A 17,279-nucleotide genomic window follows, 5' to 3' on the forward strand; every position below is an offset into this window, starting at 1 on the left:
TACTTTATTATTCGTGCCAAGGCACATTTTTGTTGCGAGTGTTTCTATGGGTGCGGTATAAGTACCTATACTTATTTAAGTAACTGAATTAATAATAATATACCTGAGGTTGGGAAGGATATTGCTTATGAAGCAAATACGCTGCATTCTTTTGGGGGCTATACTCGCGAGTTTAAGTTCCATCGGACAAGCTAAAGTGATCGAAACAACCAGCTTGGTCGGATTTGGTAAAGCTAAGTACCCAGATAATTTTACCCATTTTGATTATGTAAATCCCAGCGCCCCAAAATATGGCAAGATAACTTATGGCAATATTGGAACCTACGATAACTTCAATCGTTATGCATCAAGAGGGGTCCCAGCTGCAGCTACTGGAGAATTGTATGATTCTTTGATGTACTCCCCCAGTGATGAAATCGATGCGTATTATCCTTTAATCGCCCAAAGAGTCAGATATTCCGATGATTTTACTTGGCTTGAACTGGATATTAATCCCAAGGCTCGATTTCATGATGGAGAGCCAATAACAGCGGAAGATGTCGCTTTTACCTTCGATAAATTTATGACCGAAGGGGTGCCTCAATATCGTTCTTATTACAAAGATATCAAGTCCGTTACAGCAAAAGATAAATATACAGTGCGGATTGAGATGGCGACGCCAAATCGCGAAAAACTTTTCAGTTTTGCTCAATCCACTCGAGTATTACCGGAGCATTTTTGGAAAGATAAAAACTTTTCAGAGCCTTTATCTACTCCCTCCGTGGGTAGTTCTGCCTATAAAATTTCTGATTATAAGGCTGGCCAAAGTGTAACCTATGCTTTGGTAGAGGATTATTGGGCTAAGGATCTTCCAGTTAATGTTGGCCGACATAATTTTAAGCAAATTCAATACGATTATTATCGTGATGATACCGTTATGCTTGAAGCATTTAAGGCGGGTGAATTTGATTTTCGCCTCGAAACCTCGGCGAAATTTTGGGCCAATTCATATACTGGTGCCAACTTTGATAAAGGTTTTATCACTAAACAGGAAATACCCCATCAAAAGCCTGAAGGTAATAAAGGATTTGTTTTTAATACTCAGAGGGAAGTGTTCAAGGATGCAAGAGTAAGAGAAGCATTGAGTTATGCGATGGACTTTGAGTGGATGAACAAAAACATGTTCTATGGGCAGTATTCTAGAACTCGTAGTTATTTTCAAAATACCGATTATGAAGCCAAAGGCTTACCCAGTGAGAAAGAGCGTAAGGTTTTGGAACCGTTCAAAAATGCTATTCCTCCACGAGCTTTGACACAAGAGTTTGAGCCACCAAAAACCGATGGTTCGGGGCATATCCGTGCGCAGATGAGAGTCGCGTTCAAATTGTTAAAAGAAGCGGGCTGGGAATTAAAAAATAAAGTGCTTACCAACAGTAAGACGGGTGAGCCCTTTAGCTTTGAGTTAATGATTTACAGCCCGACGGATGAACGCATTGCTACACCGCTGCAAAATAACATGAAGCGTATGGGCATTAACATGAAAATTCGTACCATTGATACCACGCAGTATACAAAGCGATTAAGGGATCGAGATTTTGATATGATCTCCAGAGCTTATTCTGCAAATCCATATCCTAGCCCTAACTTACTCATTATATGGAATTCTAATTATATCGATTCAAGTTACAACTTTGCGGGAGTGATGGATCCAGTTGTTGATAGCTTGACGATGACAATTGCCAAAAAGCAGCAGGACCCAGAAGCTTTGCTTACTTTAGGGCGAGCGCTTGATCGTGTTTTGCAGTGGAACTTTTACATTATCCCACAATGGTACGTCAGTACATATCGTGTTGCCATGTGGGATAAATTTGCTCGCCCTGAAACGATACCTAAATACGATCTTGGGGTTGACACTTGGTGGGTCTCGAAAGATAAAGCGGCCAAATTACCTGTAAAACGACGTTAACGCTGAGGGATATATATGACAGCTTATATCTTTCGCCGACTATTATTGGTTGTCCCCACTTTATGGGCGATTATAACGATTAATTTTTTTATTATTCAAATAGCTCCAGGCGGCCCAGTCGAGCAAGCCATTGCTCAAATTGAAGGGCACAGTTCCGGAATTATGGAGCGTTTTGCAGGTGGGGGTAGTGAAGTTTCTCTTGATTTAGAAAACGATGTTAGCCTAAGTGGATATAAGGGTTCAAGAGGGTTGGACCCTCAAGTCGTTGAAGAAATTAAAAAACAGTTTGGTTTTGATAAACCTATCCTTGAGCGCTACATAGATATGCTTAAAGATTATGCGACCTTTAACTTTGGAGAAAGCCTTTTTAAAGGTGGTAATGTTATCGATTTAATTGTTGAACGCTTACCTGTTTCTATTTCTTTAGGCTTGTGGAGCACACTGATTATCTACTTTATTTCGATCCCCTTAGGTGTAATGAAAGCAATACATCATGGGTCGAGATTTGATATTTGGTCGAGTGCTATGGTGATTGTAGGCTATGCGATACCAGGTTTTCTGTTTGCTATTATACTGATTATTTTATTTGCTAGCGGTAATTACTTTAGTTGGTTCCCATTACGTGGCCTTGTTTCAAGTAATTTTGATCAAATGCTGTGGTATGAGCAAATTATTGATTATTTCTGGCACTTGACCTTGCCAATACTCGCCATGGTAATTGGAGGGTTTGCTACTTTAAGTATGTTAACTAAGAATTCATTTCTTGATGAAATTAATAAGCAATACGTTGTTACCGCTAGGGCCAAAGGTTTAGATGAGAGCAGCATTCTGTATAAGCATGTTTTTCGTAATGCTATGCTGATTATTATTGCTGGCTTTCCTGCAGCATTTATCAGTATATTCTTTACAGGTTCAATGCTGATTGAAGTTATTTTTTCACTCGAAGGTATCGGTTTACTCGGTTTTGAATCCACTATCCAAAGAGACTATCCAGTGGTATTTAGTTCACTCTATATCATGACATTATTGGGTTTGGTGTTGAGTATTATTTCAGACTTAACATACACTTGGGTTGACCCAAGAATAGACTTTGAGGCCCGTTAAATGAAGAAAAACAAGGTGACTAATCCATTAAATCAGGCACGTTGGTACAGGTTTAAGGCCAACAAACGTGGTTTCTGGTCGCTGTGTCTATTTATGGTGTTATTTGTCGCCAGTTTATTTGCTGAATTAATTGCCAATGACAAACCGTTACTAATTGAATATGAAGATGCTTGGTATTTTCCTATTGTCACTCAGTATTCCGAAACCGTTTTTGGTGGTGAGTTTGAAACCGAAGCTGATTATAAAGACCCATATGTCGTAGAGTTAATTGAAGAAAAAGGTTATATGATTTGGCCTATTATTCGATTTAGCTATAGTAGTATCCACTATAATACATCCGGATCTATTCCTTCTGCTCCCGATAATGTTAATTGGCTGGGGACGGATGATAAAGGTCGTGATGTACTTGCACGCATTATCTATGGTTTTCGAATTTCCGTGCTATTTGGCATGATCCTGACTGTGATTTCGAGTGTTATTGGCGTCATTGTTGGCGCAACACAAGGGTATTACGGTGGCTGGTTAGATTTGTTTGGACAGCGTTTTATTGAAGTTTGGTCAGGGATGCCAACACTGTTTTTGTTGATTATCTTATCCAGCTTTGTCGAACCAAATTTTTGGTGGCTGCTGGGTATTATGGTGTTGTTTAGTTGGATGAGTTTGGTCGGAGTAGTGAGGGCTGAATTCTTGCGTTGTCGAAACTTTGATTATGTTAGAGCTGCACTAGCTATGGGAGTGAGTGATAGTCGAATTATGAGAAAGCATATGTTGCCCAATGCGATGGTAGCGTCTTTGACTATGATGCCTTTTATATTATCAGGTTCAGTGACCACTCTGACATCTTTGGACTTTCTGGGATTTGGTCTTCCTGCTGGTTCACCTTCTTTAGGAGAGTTACTGGCTCAAGGTAAGGCGAACTTACAGGCCCCTTGGCTGGGCTTTTCAGCTTTCTTGGTATTATCTATTATGCTTACCCTTTTGGTCTTTATAGGTGAAGCAGTACGAGATGCCTTTGACCCTCACCATCAAGGCAGCTAACTATGGCAAAAGAAATACTTAAATTGAACAATTTGTCAGTAGGGTTTGGTGTTGGTAAAAATATCGAACAGGTGACAAAAGATGTATCGTTTACCATTTCTCAAGGAGAAACATTAGCATTAGTAGGTGAAAGTGGTTCGGGAAAATCAGTCACAGCAAACGCCATACTCAAGCTTTTACCTAAAGGATCTGCTCATTACTTAGGGGGTTCTATTGACTTTGATGGCTCAGACATACTTAACTGTTCTGAACGTGAATTAAGAGGTATTCGGGGCAAGCGTATTGGCATGATTTTCCAAGAGCCGATGGTCTCTCTTAATCCGTTACATAGAGTTGGACGTCAATTGGTGGAAACATTGGCGATACACAGCGGTGTTCGTCAAAACAACGCGCAAAAACTCGCGATTGACTGGCTTGAAAGAGTAGGGATTCGTTATCCGGAAGTGAAGATCGAAGCTTACCCACATGAGTTATCTGGTGGTGAAAGACAAAGAGTCATGATCGCAATGGCATTAATAAACAGGCCGGAGCTGTTGATTGCAGATGAGCCTACGACAGCGCTAGATGTCTCTGTTCAGGCGCAAATATTGGACTTACTTAGAGATTTACAAAAAGAAATAGGCATGGCGATGCTCTTTATTACCCATGACTTAAGTATTGTTCGCCGAATTGCTGATAAAGTGGCTGTAATGCAAAATGGTGAACTGGTTGAACAAGCGGATTGTTACTCATTATTTTCAGCCCCTCAGCACCCGTATACTCAAACACTTATTCATTCGGATCCTAGAGGTTTACCTGTAGATGTAATGGATGAACCTGAAAGCCTTGTAACGGTCGATAAGCTCAAGGTTTGGTTTCCAATCACGGGTGGGTTATTTAAACGGGTAGTGTCGCATATTAAAGCGGTTACCGACATGGACTTTGACCTAAAACGTGGTCAGTCTATGGGTTTAGTTGGCGAAAGCGGCTCTGGTAAATCAACCACTGGTATGGCAATTCTACGCTTGGTCAATTCCGAAGGCTCAATACGCTATCAGCAACAGGAGTTGCAGGGGCTAGGCCGAAAAGAGTTGCTGCCATATCGGAGTAAGATGCAGGTTGTCTTCCAAGACCCATTTTCTGCATTAAATCCTAGAATGTCTGTCGCTCAAGTCATTGGGGAAGGTCTTTATGTTCATCATGACTTAGATGAATTGGCAATTGAGCGAATGATTTGTGACGCAATGGAAGACGTTGACCTTGATCCAGAGACGCGCTACCGATTCCCGAACGAATTTTCTGGTGGCCAACGACAAAGGATTGCTATTGCAAGAGCTTTAGTACTCAAGCCTGACTTCATTCTTCTTGATGAACCGACGTCATCTCTTGATCGTACGGTTCAGGCTCAAGTACTTGAATTATTGAAATCCCTCCAGCAAAAATATGCTTTGACCTATTTATTTATTAGTCATGACCTAAACGTAGTAAAGTCGCTATGTCATCATACCATTGTGATGAAGCAGGGTTTAGTTGTCGAAAGTGGGAAGACACTAGACCTGTTTGATAACCCGCAGCAATCTTATACGCGTAAATTGGTCGAGCTATCAAAATTTTGAGTGTAAAGTAGTAAAAGCTTCAGCCCTAAAACATGGAGTTAGGGCTTCAATGGATATTGATTATAGATCCTGCTCTAAATAAGCTTTTATAATTCCGTCTAACTCTCCAGTCTCTTTTAGTTTTGTGAGCACTGAATTAAAAGTAGTAACAAAATCATCTTTATAGGGGTATTTATCGGGTTGAATTGTAGTAAAGCCTAAGTAGCCTTGTTCAGCACTCACGACGGCTCCCAATGTTAGCTTCCAATCACTTGGTAATAACCCATCAGTCGTCATACGCCTGATTTCCCATAAAATTGACAAGCGGTCATTCATGTAGCAATCAATCTTATTCTCGTACAATTTGATAAGACTGGGTCGGCTCCCTTTAGCTTCGGATACTGTGATTTTTCCTGCTTTAACGGCATTCCAAAACTCATTGCCACCTAGTGAAAAAGCTTCATTTACACCAATAGTCAAACCCAAATAATCGGCTGGCCATTTGCTCAGTGGACGATCTTTAACACTGGCGTTGTTGCAAAAAACAACGACTTCTTCATTTAAAATCGGCGTTGAGTATGGCGAGATATAAAATCGTTTATCGGCGTAGTAGTATGGTGGGAATAGAGCGAACCCTCGTCCAGACTTGAGCATTTTCAGCCCTCGTTTCCATGGTATGGGTACGATTTTAATTTGATAACCAGGCATATCTTTAAAAACCCGACGAAGAATATCGCTATAGATGCCTTTTGAAATGCCATTTTCTACATAGCTGTAGGGAGGGTATGCGTCATCGCCATAAACCAATACTTTTACGGGTGGTTCGAAAGCAAAGACACGCCACGAAGCAATGAGTAAAATGATTGTCCATTTGAGCAAAGCGGATCCCTTTAATGTGCTCCTTCTAGTACTAACTTTAGTTTATTTATTTCACGATAGGCATTAGACTTTGCTTTTTTCACCTTTAAATTTAAGCAAAATATGACAGAAGACGACAAAAATGCTCAAGAAATTGAAATTGAAGCGATTGGGGTGGATGTATCAAGTCAGCCTGTTGAGTTGTATAAGGTATTTAAACTGGCTAATTTAGTTGGTGGTGGTGGTGAAGCAAAACACTTGATAGCGGAGGGTTATGTTGCCGTTAATGGTGATCTTGAGACAAGAAAGCGTCGAAAAATGTATCATGGTGATGTTTTTGAGTTTAATCAGGAGTTTTATGTCGTGATTTGTGATGATCAGAGTAGTGATCAAGAAAGCTCTGAAGGTGGTGTTTCTGAATTCAGTGGTGATCATGATATGCAAGCGGCAAAACCAGAGAAAGCAGATAAAGGGAAGCGAGAAAAGCGCAAAAAGAAAAATGACATAGGGCGTACTGATATTGATTTCTTCTAGGCAATAGTAACTAGGTAGTTGACCTAGGCCCATTCAACGTTCACACATAAAAAAGCCCCGTTAGTTTGAACGGGGCTTGTACACTTAATACCAAAAACCTTCAGGGCGCACCTTACTTTCAGGTGCATAGGAATCATCATTATTATTAGAGTGCTCAGCTTTGTCTCGCAAGTACTCTAATTGATGTTCAAGCATTTGGACAGTGTCGTAATCACCCTCTGAGCAAGCGATGTATATGTGTTGCTCGATAGCTCGAATACTATCCCGAATACTCATGCCCTACCTCCTGCGTTAACAAAACGGCCGGCCGAATAGATTTATCTATTCTCAAAACGATTATAGTCAAGGAGGCCAAATTCGATAGGATGATTTTCTTTGTACCATTGGTGAACTCTGTCACTAAAAGGCCAAAAGTTGTTTGAGCTTCTTCGGATTGCAAATCTATCCAATAACTTAACGTAATCTTGTTCCGACCTAATCTTTTTAATCATGTTTACCAATTGTGGAATGTCATTTTCAGCTAGTGAAAGATATGCGGCTGGGTAGCTACCTATGATGCCATGAACTAATGTAAAATCGTCATTATTGAAGTCTCGGTTATTCTCTTCATCGAATAAACTAGAAATATTGGTATGAGCGTTATTATGCAGTAGAGTAAATACTTGGTCTTGTCCTGAGTTAGATTCGATTAATAAAGTGACAATTTGAGGGAAATAAACGACGTTCTTTCCTTTTAAATTGTCAATTGATCTCAAAGACTCCTCGTGTTGTGGAGATAGACCGGTATTTTTAATTGAGTAGCGGCTATTTAAAACAGGAGAAAGATGTGTCTTTAGTATGTTATACAGCTCCTGCTTTGGGTTATCAGACTGGTAAGGGACCTGACTTGGTTGATTAAATGGTTTTATATTACGCTGGAGAAAGTCATTAAGTTGCGTGCTTTGGTTTTTGTACCAACTCGACTGCTCTGCATGTCGAATATCTTTTGGTAATAGAGCCACAAAATTACTTTCTCCTTCGAGACGGAGGAAATCCATAAACATACGTGTCATTAATTGATGACCGAAGTTTCCATATACGTCGAACCCAGCAACGAGTAAGTAATGAATTCTTTCAATTAAAGTATAATCGAGTATCCAAGCTGTTTTGGGCGGTTTTCCAACCAACCCCTGTACGACAGAAGCGCTATCAAAATGTCGAAAGACGGTTAATGCAGCATTTGGATTTGTTTTATTACCTGTCCAAATGACATCGGTCGTTAAGTTTTTCCCGTTTTCAAACCAATGATTGATAAATTCTGATTTTGCTTTTAGGTACCGAGCTTGCTGACGAGCATAACTCACCCAGTTTGTGATAGGAACGGCATTGCTTTCTAGTTCGCCTGGAAGTCTAAGATTGTCGGCTTGAGAGCGATAAAACTCGTTTACTTCGGGCACATCCGATTTATCTGGGTCTAAAAAGAATACCCAAAAACGGTCGTTAATGACATTGAGTGCCAGTTGACCACGGCATACTGGGCCTTTGATATAGGCGTTAATGGTATTTTGTGCATTATCTAGCATGAACTTGAAACGTGCTTTTACTGGTAAATCAATAAAAGCGGTCATTGGGTTTGCTGCCACTTCAACTGAATAGTCGGGTAGTTTAGCGACATCATATTTTGAATCGATAAACCATTGTTGCCAATTAGATAGGCGTTGCTTATTCAATGCGAAAGGCATATGTGTTTTATCGACGATGCTTGATTCGACGGGAATCAGTCTATAATAGACTCGATTGACTTTTGGATCATCATAAGGGCGTCGTGTGGATATTCGATTTATTGGCTGCCCTGGTGGCGTTGAAGAGCGAACTAAGGTAAAGAAGCGTGGCGTGGTCTCATTGAGTTCAGAAAAGTACAAATGTGATAGAAATAGGTGCTCGTAGATATACCTTGCCATAAGTTGTACTTTACTTGAACCTGCATTTAAGAAGTATTCGTAGTTATTGATTAAACTTTGGTGTTTGAGGGTCACCGGAAGTGGGTTATTCATAATGGCGCCATCTTGAAGCCACGACATCAAAGTTGAATATTCTGCCGAAGTTAAATTAGGCATTCCATAAGGCATTCCCCAGTCGGGGTACTCGGCTTCGTATTTATTGTATTGTTCGATTGTGGGACACTGCTGTTCTCGATTGATTGAAAAATCAAACCCTTCCAATTGTGTTTGTTCAGGTTGAGGATGTTTTTGCTTCTGCATCAGCATTTTTGCTACCAACCCAGCTTCTATATTGGCAATCGGTGACTGCTGTCTTTCATTAAGCACAGGGTGGAAACCAAAAGCGCGCCATTCAGATGTGTTATGAGCATCTTCGAATAAGCGAGTTGGAGTTGCGGCAGCCAGACGCGAACCTTGATAAATAATTGCTTTGCTTGCGCCGCGATCAATTCCAGCAGTAGAAGACAGCTTTAATTGGCATGGCGCATCATAACAAGCATGGCAGACAACACAGCGGTTATCTATGATAGGTTTGACCTTGTTAAGAAAAAACTCGCTCGATGTGTTAGATACTTTGGTGAGCCTCTCTCTGGGGTAGGCATCACCAAATAGTTTGTCATAATTAAGCCCTGCATAAGAGGCACAACCTGCAAATACAGTAATAAGTGAGGAAATGAAAAGTTTACGTATATTCATAGGATAAATAATGACTCAAACCAGTGTAATAATTGCAGCAGAAGGATACTGAATTAGCAAATAAATCACCACCCCCAACGCTATAAGCCACAAGTTTTGATGACAAAGCGTTCGTTTGTTTTTTTGCAATAAAAAAGGCTTAACATTTCTGTTAAGCCTTTGGAGAGTTAGAATAGTGGTTTGCTATATATGTAGTTAGGCGCCTTTTAATCGGCCTAGCTTGGCCATTGAGATCGGCTTGGTGAAAAGAGCTATCGCAATACAGGTTGCCATCATGAAAGCAGAAATCGTATATGCGAGATTGTAGTTCTCACCATTAGCCACAGAAAGCCCTACTACTGCTGCACCAATTGCACCTCCGATTCCCCATGCTGTGTATAGCACTCCGTAGTTAGTCCCGTAGTTTTTAAGGCCATAGAACTCAGCGGTAATCGTTGGGAATACAGCCAATAACGTACCGTAACCGACTGCAGCAATGGCAGTTCCAATAATCAGTGTGAACTCGCTATCGAATGTAGCAAACAAAACCATATTGATACCCTGCAGAATAAAAGCCAGCAATAAAGTCTTGATGCCACCAATCTTGTCAGCAAGGATGCCAGCTACAACTCGGCCACCAGAGTTAAATATGGCGAGGATTGACGCTAGATAAACTGCATTTGGTAAGTTTGCTTGTACACTGGCGATTGTAGTAATGTTTCCAATGATCATAAGACCAACGGATGCCGCAAACGCATACATGATCCATAGTGAGTAAAACTGAGGCGTTTTCAGCATGAACTTCCAAGTGAGATCATGAGTATTAGTACACTTAGCTGAGGAATTACCGGTTTTATTGTTTGGTAAGGCTGGTGTATAGCCAGTAGGTGGATTGTTGATTGTCGCCGCAAGAGGGACAGTAATAGCTAAAATCCCAATCCCGAGTACAATAAAGCTAGATTGAAAACCCATGCTATTTATTAGAGCTGATGTCAGTGGCGCAAGATAAATAGCTGCCAGACCAAATCCGGCGGCTATGAGGCCGTTAACCATTCCCTTTTTCGATGAATGGAACCATTTCATTGCTGACGGAGATAGGCAAGCATAACCAAAGCCAATTCCAGCACCTGTCAACACACCAAAGGTGAGGTTTAACATCAGTGGAGAGCTTACAAAACCAGATGCTATCATGCCAAATCCAGTCAAAGTGGTACCAAGGATAAGGATTTTACGTGGGCCCATTTTGTCTTGGAGGATCCCAGCAATAAGAAGACAAGCTGAAAAGGTAATGGTCGCAATGGCATAGGGTGATGAAGCCTCAGCAGCGCTCCAACCTGACTCAGTAACTAAGGCTTTATTAAATACGCTCCAGGCATACAGAATGCCAAGACAAAGGTTGATACAGAATCCAGCTAATAGTATTCGTGTCGCTTTATCAATCTTGCTCATTTTTCATCTCATTTTACCTCTTTAATCAGAGGCCAACGTTAAGGTAGATTTATTCAAATTTAGTTTGCGCTTATCAACAAAACGCGTAATGGGCGCGGATTATACCCAATATTGAAGTGATTGAAATCACTTTTTTGTATGGAATACTTTTCTACAAGTGGTGTTTATGCAAATGTTGACAGTTCAGCCTTTTTCACCTTGAGAATGATAAATTAGCAAGCTGGCGCATAGGTGATTTACTACTAGTATTATAAATATCAATTATGTCATTTGTGCGTACAAAAAGCAGGAAAAAGTAAGCGACCTAAATGATTCAATTAAGGAATAACAAACCATGTTCAAAGGGCAATGTGATGGTGCGTATTAGTCTATTTATTTGCACCTTGTTGTTTCCGATAAATTTAATCGCTGAGCAGTTACAACCAAAACCTTTGATTGTAACCAATTCCAAAGCGTGGAAACCATTTTCTTATATAGATGATGATCAGAACCCAGCTGGCATTCTAATCGACTATTGGAAACTTTACGCTCAGAACAATGGCATTGAAGTTGAATTCCTTCTACTTGATTGGAATGATTCATTAGAAGCAGTAAGAACCGGAAAAGCAGATGTACATGCAGGTCTTTTGTGGTCTGAAGGAAGGGAAGCCTATCTAGATTACACACCTTCGATAATCACCATCGATACCCAGATGTATATAAGCCGAGAATTGATTGGTTTGGATCTAAACGAGTTTATGTCAGGTTTACATGAATATAAGGTAGGGGTTGTATCGGGGGGATACGAAGAAGAGTTTACTCGCCTAACTTATCCAAACCTCAATCTGGTATCATTTAGAAATAACCAAAAAATGATTGATGCTGCATTTAGTGGGGAGATTTCAGCCTTTGTAGCTGATCTACAGGTGGGTAATTTTTATTTGCTCACCAGCAATAAAGCCAATGCTTTTATTGGTGTAAGAAACCTTTATTCAGGCGATCTTAGAGCAGCGGTTAAAGAGGGCAATAAGGTCCTACAGGATCAGGTCACCAATGGTCAGGAAGCGATCACGATAAGCGAAAAACAAAGGATACTCAGCCGCTGGATGCACATAAATACCGTGTATCCTGCTTATTTAGCGCCAATTTTAATCGCGATAGCTGTCGTTGGTGCTGCATTATATATTGTTGCTCTTAGGTATTCTGTGCGGATGAAAACTCGTGAGCTGGCTGAGGCAAATGAAGAATTAAAAAAATTGTCGGAAACGGATTATTTGACAGGCTTGAGTAATCGTCGGCATTTTGTATCGGAGTTTCATGAGCGACTTGGTAGGCCGGGTGATGTGTGTGTTATGGTATTTGATATAGACGATTTTAAAATGATCAATGATACCTATGGTCATCAAGTTGGCGATCATGTTATTAAAACAGTTGCTGAGACGATTAAAGGTAGTGCAGGTTCAGAACAGCTCTTGGGGCGAATTGGGGGTGAAGAATTCGCTTTAGTCATGAACAACCAAGATGAGCTGAGAGTCAAAGAGTTATCCCATTCTATCTGTGATTTGATTCGAAATCTTGATTTTGACGGCCAAGCGCCTCACAAGGTGACACTTAGTTTAGGCTGCGCCTATTATCCAAACTCAAGCGCTGATATACAGCTGTCAGATGCTGATGATTTAATGTATCAAGCCAAAGAACAAGGAAAAGATAGAGCTGTAGTACGTAATATGGCGACTTAATGCGCTATTGAAGCATTGCTGAGGTTGAAAAAAGGCCAGTTTGCGCACAAAGCAATCAAACGGACCAATATAGCGAAAAAAAACTTTTCTTTTCATATTACTGTGGCATATTAGACGTGTTCCAGCGATGCGGCGTGCATCGTATAATGGCATTACCTCAGCCTTCCAAGCTGATGATGTGGGTTCGATTCCCACTGCACGCTCCAATTTATTCCCCATTCGAAGCACATTAATTATTATTTCTGATAGAAATAATAATATTTTCAGTATTAGCCTTTCTAAATGTTGTTTAAAATCTACCATATTCCTTTTTATTGATTATCTATAAATATTTATTTTTTATTCCCCTCTTAGTTATGATCTTTTATTACTTCAAATAATTAATTTTCTCAAATGTATTAAAAGCAATGGTTTTACTGGTAATTTACTAGTGGTACTTAAAAAGTAATCAATTTAAGTTTGAAATACCTCTTGTAAGCAACTAGTGATACTTGATCGGGGCGGTTATATTTTGTTCTATACAGCACAAGATTATAAACTGAGTGCTTGTTATGGAAACAAACCATGGACGCATTGCCTTAAATAGTGAATCCTTGAAACTATTAAGAAAAAAAATGGCCTTAGCCAAGAAAGGTTGGCAAACGAATGCTCTGACAGGCAACTCCACGTGTCAGTTGGCTCAATCAAGATACCGAATTAAATCCATTATTCTTTAAAGGGCTAGGCCAACCCCAAAATGAGTATGTGGCGCGAGAGATGAACTGGCTGCTGAGTAATGTCGACAACAATGAAGTGTATACCCTAATTACCGATTCAGAAGACAGCATGCGCCAGTTTGTTGCAGAACTTGTGTTTTAACCCCAACCCAAGTGGTCCAAACCCCAACGGCTACCAGTTGGTGAATGTGGAGGTGGTTACTGATTGGAGTGGTGATAGGTTGGTCTCTAAGCTGATATTTAATTATCAGGGCATTAATACTGGTGCAAAACAGAGCTGGTATTCAACGGTTGATGTGACGGGCGAATACCCCTTTTCCCTAGCTAAGTGGAAACGGTTTTTGCCCCAATATTAATCATGTATGAATACAGGTAGGCTGTATTACGGATAGTAGAACGATAAAAACCTTGGCTTCTTATCACTATTATCGCTAGACATTATGTGTTTCATATTGCACAGTATTTTTAACTTCATAGCTAAAAAAGGAATAGCAATGTTCAGTCACGTTATGGTCGGCGCAAATGATATTAATCAATCCAAAATTTTTTATGATGCCGTGATGGTCGTTTTAGGATATTCAGAAGGTATAATTGATGACAAAGGTCGCTGCCTCTATGTAACAAAGGAGGGTGTATTGGGTATTACCAACCCCATAGATGGCGAACAGGCGACTCATGGCAATGGAATGACAATCGGGCTTAAAGTCAGCAGTCCTGAACTGGTGGATGCATGGCATGCCGCTGGTCTAGAAAATGGTGGCACAGCGTGTGAAGCGCCTCCTGGTATACGTGAAGGCGGAGGGCGGAAATTATATTTGGCTTATTTGCGAGATCCTGCTGGCAATAAACTTTGCGCTACTCATATTGAACAATAAGGATATTGATGTCAAAAGTCGTTTTAAAGGGCTTTATTTTGGTCCCTGAATCAGAATTGGGATTGGTTAACAGTGAACTTATCGACCATAAACGCCTTACGTTAGAAGAAGAGGGCTGTATTATTTTTCAGGTGACTGAAAACTCGCAAAATCCGCTGCGTTTTGACGTTTATGAAGCGTTTATCGATAGGGCAGCTTTTGACTATCACCAAGAACGAGTCAAAGCATCTCAATGGGGAAAAATAACCACTCATGTTCAGCGCTACTATGAAGTGTTTGAATGATTTGCTCGAAGTTTATTCATTGAGTTAAAAAGGACTGGAAACTATCAGTCCTTTTTTGTTTTAGTTATCGATTCGTTATGTTCTTCAGACTGAAAGTCAGAACTACTGCACTAACTTAAACACTAAAGCACTTACCGCGACGGCACCTGTTGCGAGCACAAAGAAAGTGGATAATTTACCCTTGTAAATATGCAAGCTTTTTACTTTGTAGACCGCAATCATAGGCATTATAAACAGAATCATGGCAATTACAGGGCCAGATAATGCCTCCATCATCCCCAAAATGCTTGGATTGATAATGGATACAGCCCAAATACTTAAAAAGAGCACTAATATACATATACCATGTGCGTGACGTTGAGAAAGAGAAGTACTTTTTGTCAACATACCAATTAGACTCTCCCGCGCACCCAAAAAATGCCCAATAAAAGAAGAAGTGATTGCAATAAAGGCGACAATGGGCCCAAGCGTTGCAATAAAGGGATTATCTGTAGCATTGGCTAGATACGATAAAACCGATACATTCTGCTCTTTAGCTTGTGCTAATTGATCGGGTGACAGTGTTAATATACAAGAGATAACAAATAACATAACAAACACAATCAGCATTATGCTGGTACGTCGAACGATATCTTCCGATTTAGAAGTAGCTTCTTTGCCGTAATGTCGACGTTGAGCATGAGCGAATGAAGAAAGAGCGGCGACATGGCTAAAGGAAAAAATCACCACAGGAGTGGCTAGCCATAAAGTACTGGTTAAAGAAGGTAATGATGGAATGATGAATTCAGGTACGTGCCAGCTTGGCATCAGGTAAATTGACAAAAATAGCAAAATGGCAACTAATGGATAAACCATTATTGAGAATGCTCTAAGCATCGCTTTCTCACCGGCTAGCATGATGGCAATCAATCCAGCGACTAAAACACCAGACAGCCAAGCTCGGGGCATAGAGGCCATATCTGCTTGATTAACCATGAAGCTATCCACGGTATTGGTGAGACCAACCCCGTATATTAGTAGAACCGGGAAAATTGAGAGAAAATAGAGTAGAGAGATACCCTGTCCAGCGGCCGGGCCAAAATGTTCGACCACTACATCGGTAAAATCGGCATCAGGTCTGCGAGAGGAGAGAACAAAGCGGGTAAAACCGCGGTGTGCTAGGTAAGTCATTGGATAGGCAAGTATGGCCATGATGATTAATGGAACCATTCCTCCTATACCTAAGTTAATGGGTAAAAATAAAATACCTGCACCGACTGCAGTGCCAAATAAACTCAGAACCCATTGAGTGTCATAGGATGTCCACGTACTTTTCTTAGCTGTTAACGTATTTTGAATGTCGCTCACTTGCGCGTTACCTTTGTCTATCATGGAGTCGCAAAGGCTATATATTTTGTTAATAATTATCATGCAATTTATACATTATGGTGATCCAACTCACGAAGTAAAATGTTAAATAGATTCAACTGAATACTTATTAATCATTACTACTGTGTTAGTCGTTAGTGTAGGTGTTTAGTGTTGTTTATGTTAATAGGTTGGATGTTAAAGACTAGAGAGATAGATTTTCGGCTATTTGGCTATTTGGCTATCGGATTGGTTTTCCTACCGATGATTTAGCGGGAACTCGGATCTAGGAATAACGAGTGATTGGTATTGAACACTATTAAGATGAAACTGGAGATCGTCGTCATTTTCCTCTAAAAAAGGACATGTAACAGAGCTCTGCTGTTTGTCACATTAGTTTTTTTCTATAATTTTATTAAACATCGTTGATTGACGTATAAACTGAGCATATATCTGTTCTCTGAATTCAAGTTGTTCTCTACCACTGAGTTTACTGTAGTGTTCAAGTGCTCTTTCAGCTGATGCAGAATTAGGGATTGTGGTAAATACGCTCAATGCCGTTATTACAGATCTTGCCTGAGTTGATTCTAGTGAGAAAGAAATCTTTTTTGCTTTTTGTACCAAAGCATGAAGTACTAGTTCTCTTTCAGCCTGTTTTGCTTTTGACATTAGTTCATTTTTGACACTAGTCAGCCCAGTCTTTTCGAGTTTTTTAATTAATTCTTTATCCATAATCTTTCCCTTAAACACTGATTATTTGTGCGTAATGATTTTAAATGATGGTTAGTTACGCCAAATTGGCTGTTTGTGAAAGAGTAAATTCTGGTATAGAGATCAACGTTTCTATTACGCTTTTGGTAATCACAGGTCTATTTTCAATGATTGGAAAAATCAACGCTTCGCCACATCCTAACGTTACTTGATAGTGTGTTTCCACTGTGCGACTTTGCCCAGATTGTTGAACGTTTGAGACTAAAGGCTGTACATCTTTTATTGATAAAAAATGTCCTTGGAAGCATAACTCCACGTCACTTGCTACGCAGATCTCGCCCAGTATTGGCAGCAGAGCATTTAAATCTTCGAGTTCAATTGTCACCATGTATACACCTGTATGTTGTTTAATCTGTACTATTACTCCCTGTACTTTTAACTACTCAGGTGCAGAGCTTAAATTAGGCGGTTA

16 protein-coding genes and 1 tRNA gene are annotated in these 17,279 nt (G+C 40.1%); 10 read left to right on the forward strand and 7 right to left on the reverse strand.

Annotation, left to right across the window (positions count from 1 at the left end; all coding sequences use genetic code 11):
- The first annotated feature begins 127 nt into the window (after window positions 1–127).
- The 4 genes from KO511_RS20275 to KO511_RS20290 are packed head-to-tail and all read left to right on the forward strand — an operon-like array spanning window position 128 to window position 5,682.
- Window positions 128–1,945, forward strand: a complete 1,818-nt coding sequence (locus KO511_RS20275) for an extracellular solute-binding protein (protein ID WP_215989207.1) — start codon at window positions 128–130, stop codon at window positions 1,943–1,945.
- A gap of 15 nt (window positions 1,946–1,960) precedes the next feature.
- Window positions 1,961–3,049, forward strand: coding sequence for a microcin C ABC transporter permease YejB (locus KO511_RS20280; protein WP_215989208.1), 1,089 nt, complete (start codon window positions 1,961–1,963; stop codon window positions 3,047–3,049).
- The gene (locus KO511_RS20285; protein WP_215989209.1) at window positions 3,050–4,087 is read left to right on the forward strand and encodes an ABC transporter permease; all 1,038 of its coding nucleotides are present in this window, start codon (window positions 3,050–3,052) and stop codon (window positions 4,085–4,087) included.
- Between the two features lie 2 nt (window positions 4,088–4,089).
- Window positions 4,090–5,682 carry an ABC transporter ATP-binding protein gene (locus tag KO511_RS20290; RefSeq protein ID WP_215989210.1) on the forward strand — a complete coding sequence of 531 codons (1,593 nt, stop codon included), beginning with the start codon at window positions 4,090–4,092 and terminating at the stop codon, window positions 5,680–5,682.
- Window positions 5,683–5,742: 60 nt separating this feature from the next.
- Here the strand turns inward: KO511_RS20290 and KO511_RS20295 are convergent, their stop codons facing one another.
- Window positions 5,743–6,540 carry a substrate-binding periplasmic protein gene (locus KO511_RS20295; RefSeq protein ID WP_252724477.1) on the reverse strand — a complete coding sequence of 266 codons (798 nt, stop codon included), beginning with the start codon at window positions 6,538–6,540 and terminating at the stop codon, window positions 5,743–5,745.
- Between the two features lie 102 nt (window positions 6,541–6,642).
- Here KO511_RS20295 and KO511_RS20300 point away from each other — a divergent pair, with 102 nt between their 5' ends.
- Complete coding sequence (locus KO511_RS20300) at window positions 6,643–7,053, forward strand: RNA-binding S4 domain-containing protein (RefSeq protein WP_215989211.1); 411 nt, start codon at window positions 6,643–6,645, stop codon at window positions 7,051–7,053.
- 84 nt (window positions 7,054–7,137) lie between these two features.
- On the opposite strand, the gene KO511_RS20305 is transcribed toward KO511_RS20300, so the two are convergent.
- The 3 genes from KO511_RS20305 to KO511_RS20315 form a co-directional block, all read right to left on the reverse strand.
- Window positions 7,138–7,329, reverse strand: a complete 192-nt coding sequence (locus KO511_RS20305; RefSeq protein WP_215989212.1) for a hypothetical protein — start codon at window positions 7,327–7,329, stop codon at window positions 7,138–7,140.
- Window positions 7,330–7,370: 41 nt separating this feature from the next.
- Window positions 7,371–9,728, reverse strand: a complete 2,358-nt coding sequence (locus KO511_RS20310; RefSeq protein ID WP_215989213.1) for a fatty acid cis/trans isomerase — start codon at window positions 9,726–9,728, stop codon at window positions 7,371–7,373.
- A 195-nt stretch (window positions 9,729–9,923) separates the two neighbouring features.
- Complete coding sequence (locus KO511_RS20315) at window positions 9,924–11,156, reverse strand: L-lactate MFS transporter (RefSeq protein WP_215989214.1); 1,233 nt, start codon at window positions 11,154–11,156, stop codon at window positions 9,924–9,926.
- A gap of 308 nt (window positions 11,157–11,464) precedes the next feature.
- Between KO511_RS20315 and KO511_RS20320 the strand changes: the two genes are divergently transcribed.
- From KO511_RS20320 to KO511_RS20340, 5 genes are all read left to right on the forward strand, one after another.
- Window positions 11,465–12,874, forward strand: coding sequence for a transporter substrate-binding domain-containing diguanylate cyclase (locus KO511_RS20320; RefSeq protein WP_252724478.1), 1,410 nt, complete (start codon window positions 11,465–11,467; stop codon window positions 12,872–12,874).
- A 132-nt stretch (window positions 12,875–13,006) separates the two neighbouring features.
- Window positions 13,007–13,080 (forward strand) — tRNA-Gly (locus tag KO511_RS20325).
- A 629-nt stretch (window positions 13,081–13,709) separates the two neighbouring features.
- Window positions 13,710–13,946: a hypothetical protein gene (locus KO511_RS20330; protein ID WP_215989215.1), complete on the forward strand. Its 237-nt coding sequence runs from the start codon at window positions 13,710–13,712 to the stop codon at window positions 13,944–13,946.
- Between the two features lie 138 nt (window positions 13,947–14,084).
- A complete protein-coding gene (locus tag KO511_RS20335) occupies window positions 14,085–14,465 on the forward strand; it encodes a VOC family protein (RefSeq protein WP_215989216.1) in 381 nt (126 codons plus the stop codon).
- Window positions 14,466–14,473: 8 nt separating this feature from the next.
- On the forward strand, window positions 14,474–14,749 hold the full coding sequence (locus KO511_RS20340; RefSeq protein WP_215989217.1) for a putative quinol monooxygenase: 276 nt from the start codon (window positions 14,474–14,476) through the stop codon (window positions 14,747–14,749).
- Between the two features lie 102 nt (window positions 14,750–14,851).
- Here the strand turns inward: KO511_RS20340 and KO511_RS20345 are convergent, their stop codons facing one another.
- The 3 genes from KO511_RS20345 to KO511_RS20355 form a co-directional block, all read right to left on the reverse strand.
- Complete coding sequence (locus KO511_RS20345; RefSeq protein ID WP_215989218.1) at window positions 14,852–16,120, reverse strand: HAAAP family serine/threonine permease; 1,269 nt, start codon at window positions 16,118–16,120, stop codon at window positions 14,852–14,854.
- Between the two features lie 369 nt (window positions 16,121–16,489).
- Window positions 16,490–16,828, reverse strand: a complete 339-nt coding sequence (locus KO511_RS20350) for a hypothetical protein (protein ID WP_215989219.1) — start codon at window positions 16,826–16,828, stop codon at window positions 16,490–16,492.
- A gap of 55 nt (window positions 16,829–16,883) precedes the next feature.
- Window positions 16,884–17,195 carry a hypothetical protein gene (locus KO511_RS20355; protein ID WP_215989220.1) on the reverse strand — a complete coding sequence of 104 codons (312 nt, stop codon included), beginning with the start codon at window positions 17,193–17,195 and terminating at the stop codon, window positions 16,884–16,886.
- Window positions 17,196–17,279: the final 84 nt, after the last annotated feature.

Source organism: Vibrio hepatarius (assembly GCF_018860525.1).
GTDB lineage: Bacteria > Pseudomonadota > Gammaproteobacteria > Enterobacterales > Vibrionaceae > Vibrio > Vibrio hepatarius_B.

Coding starts and splice junctions, on each gene's coding strand:
- KO511_RS20340 (WP_215989217.1), top strand. CDS start 14,474: ATGTCAAAAGTCGTTTTAAAGGGCTTTATTTTGGTCCCTGAATCAGAA.
- KO511_RS20275 (WP_215989207.1), top strand. CDS start 128: ATGAAGCAAATACGCTGCATTCTTTTGGGGGCTATACTCGCGAGTTTA.
- KO511_RS20335 (WP_215989216.1), top strand. CDS start 14,085: ATGTTCAGTCACGTTATGGTCGGCGCAAATGATATTAATCAATCCAAA.
- KO511_RS20305 (WP_215989212.1), bottom strand. CDS start 7,329: ATGAGTATTCGGGATAGTATTCGAGCTATCGAGCAACACATATACATC.
- KO511_RS20280 (WP_215989208.1), top strand. CDS start 1,961: ATGACAGCTTATATCTTTCGCCGACTATTATTGGTTGTCCCCACTTTA.
- KO511_RS20345 (WP_215989218.1), bottom strand. CDS start 16,120: ATGATAGACAAAGGTAACGCGCAAGTGAGCGACATTCAAAATACGTTA.
- KO511_RS20285 (WP_215989209.1), top strand. CDS start 3,050: ATGAAGAAAAACAAGGTGACTAATCCATTAAATCAGGCACGTTGGTAC.
- KO511_RS20355 (WP_215989220.1), bottom strand. CDS start 17,195: ATGGTGACAATTGAACTCGAAGATTTAAATGCTCTGCTGCCAATACTG.
- KO511_RS20320 (WP_252724478.1), top strand. CDS start 11,465: ATGATTCAATTAAGGAATAACAAACCATGTTCAAAGGGCAATGTGATG.
- KO511_RS20310 (WP_215989213.1), bottom strand. CDS start 9,728: ATGAATATACGTAAACTTTTCATTTCCTCACTTATTACTGTATTTGCA.
- KO511_RS20315 (WP_215989214.1), bottom strand. CDS start 11,156: ATGAGCAAGATTGATAAAGCGACACGAATACTATTAGCTGGATTCTGT.
- KO511_RS20300 (WP_215989211.1), top strand. CDS start 6,643: ATGACAGAAGACGACAAAAATGCTCAAGAAATTGAAATTGAAGCGATT.
- KO511_RS20350 (WP_215989219.1), bottom strand. CDS start 16,828: ATGGATAAAGAATTAATTAAAAAACTCGAAAAGACTGGGCTGACTAGT.
- KO511_RS20290 (WP_215989210.1), top strand. CDS start 4,090: ATGGCAAAAGAAATACTTAAATTGAACAATTTGTCAGTAGGGTTTGGT.